The following is a 2,234-nucleotide window of genomic DNA, read 5'->3' on the forward strand; positions in this document are numbered from 1 at the left end:
TCTTATTGCAAAGTTGAACAAAAGCAGAAATTGTCTGATTATCAAGCAAGCCGTCTATACCCAATCCTTTTAAAAGAGTATTAAAAGTATCACACCTTTTTTTCATACCCTCCGTGTCAGTCATTTTAACCAAAGGATTTAGCCATACGTTTGTTAGTATCATAATTGCTTCTGCAATTTCATGCGGATTTTCAATATTTATAGAGCCGTCCTTAACACCCTCTGTTAAAATCGGTTCTACAAATTGCGGAGCTATCAGCTCATATATTTGTTCAATCTGCATTGCCAAAAATCGTGGATTATTCAGCAAACAGGGAGATACTGTAAGTAATACACTTTGATTAGAGTGGAATACTGCCGTTTGAAATATCTTTCTTAATTTTTCAATTCCACTTAAGCGACTATCATCTCTTATTTTTGCAAATATTTCTGCATTTTCATTTCCGAGTCGATGAAAAATCGCTTTCAATATATCCTCTTTAGAACTAAAATGATGATAAATTGCTCCTTTAGAAAGTTTTGTTTCATTGATAATATCTTGCAATGAAGTATCGTCATACCCTTTTTCAGAAAACAGTCTAGTTGATACATCTAAGATTAGCTTTACTGTTTCTTCTGGATATTTATTTCGTGCCATAATTCACCTCCATATACAAACCGTTGGTCTGTATATAGTATATATGATGATTTTACCCCTGTCAATAGAAATTAGACTTGCAGAGCATACTTTGTATGTTGCAAGTCTTTATCACTTTATCCAATAATCTTCCAGTTATTATCTTTATGAAGCGTCAGCTCATACTGTGATACCTGTGTCGCCTTTGTCTGATTGTCAATGAATTTTACAGCTACTTTAACTTTCACGTTGTCGCCGTCAGCCGTGAATACAGGATTGACAAGCTCGGAATAGAGATAGTCCCCGTTTATCGGTTCAAGGGCGTTTCCCTCTACATAGTAGGCAAGCTCCTTGTCCGTAGCGGTAGGGTACAGCTTGAAAAATGTTTCCAGAAACGCCGTAGCGTCACCCGCTGTATCAGCGTCCACGCTGTTGTCTGCTTCCTGTGCCTTTGGTTCATAGCTGGATTTCTCCATAGCAGGGGCAAGGGTCGGGTTCTGTATGATAACCATATCCCCGTCAGCGTCCACATGAACGGTCACAGTATAGGTTTCTGATACATTTCTTGTCTGGTCGCCCTCTTTTATCTGTTGATCTATTTCATAGGTAACAGAAAAAGCGTTCTCCCCAGACTGTTCTATATCCCAGATAATCACGTCCGTGACCGTGGAGCTGGTCGGTATATCCGTCCTCACGGTATCAACATTCAAATCCTGCAATTCCTGTGTCAGATAGGCACTGATAGCCTGTGTCCTTGCTTCGATTGCTTCCTTGCTGTTGCTCCATGTGTAGTAGGATTTACAGAAATTCTTCACGAAATTTTCTATCCCGTTGGTATCGTTAAGTCGTAGCTGTATGGTTTCTACCTCATGGGTGGTGTGCTGGTCGATAGCCGTAAAATTCTTATACACACCAAAGCTCACGCTTGCGATAAGCACCACCCAGAGGGCAATGACGGACTTCTTATGCGTCCCCACTTTCATAGTACGGACTTTCTTTTCCTTTATCGGTTTTTCTTTCTTCTTGAACATGATATTTTCATTCCTTTCTTTTTATTGCTTAATTCTGCCAGCCCCGATAAGGTGCTGTTGCCAGTAGCTATTGTTCAAATCGGCGTAGCCTATCGATAGCGATAGGTAAGACTTTGAGGTTATCTCCATCTTTTCCCCCGCTTCACACCGTGCATGAGAGTTTCCCCTCACACGGCGTTCCATCAACAGTAATTCATTTCTATTTCACTATTCCCAGCTAAAGCACGTAATTTATTCAGCTTTTCCAATGATCTTTCCTTTTTTAATACCAAAGGTAAATAATGAACTATCGTTTCTCTTTTAGTCGCATGAATCAATTTGTGTGTTTCTTTTGTAACAATCACAAGATTCTTATAGTTATCATTCCCACCAAGTGATAACGGCTTAATGTGATGAACTTCCATATTATCTTTTGATAAATTTTCACCACTAACATGACATTTTCCTTGTTGGGCTATGAACAGAGAGATTCGATTATCGTTAAATTCTACAGACTTATTCGGATTGGAATTTTCCAGCAGGTAATAAACGGTATGCATATCCATCTTTAATCTTTGATGAATAAACAGCCTACCTTCAGGCGTATA

General features: G+C 39.1%; 3 protein-coding genes. All 3 read right to left on the reverse strand.

Annotated features, from left to right (window positions below):
• A partial coding sequence (locus EG2_RS18065; protein ID WP_060815711.1) for a TetR/AcrR family transcriptional regulator occupies positions 1–637 on the reverse strand: 637 nt, incomplete at its 3' end.
• Between the two features lie 116 nt (positions 638–753).
• Positions 754–1,647, reverse strand: coding sequence for a conjugal transfer protein (locus tag EG2_RS18070; protein WP_060815713.1), 894 nt, complete (start codon positions 1,645–1,647; stop codon positions 754–756).
• A 182-nt stretch (positions 1,648–1,829) separates the two neighbouring features.
• On the reverse strand, positions 1,830–2,234 hold a 405-nt coding region (locus tag EG2_RS18075; RefSeq protein WP_169793146.1), incomplete at its 5' end, for an HNH endonuclease signature motif containing protein.

The organism is Enterococcus gallinarum NBRC 100675 (assembly GCF_001544275.1).
Classification (GTDB): Bacteria; Bacillota; Bacilli; order Lactobacillales; family Enterococcaceae; genus Enterococcus_D; species Enterococcus_D gallinarum.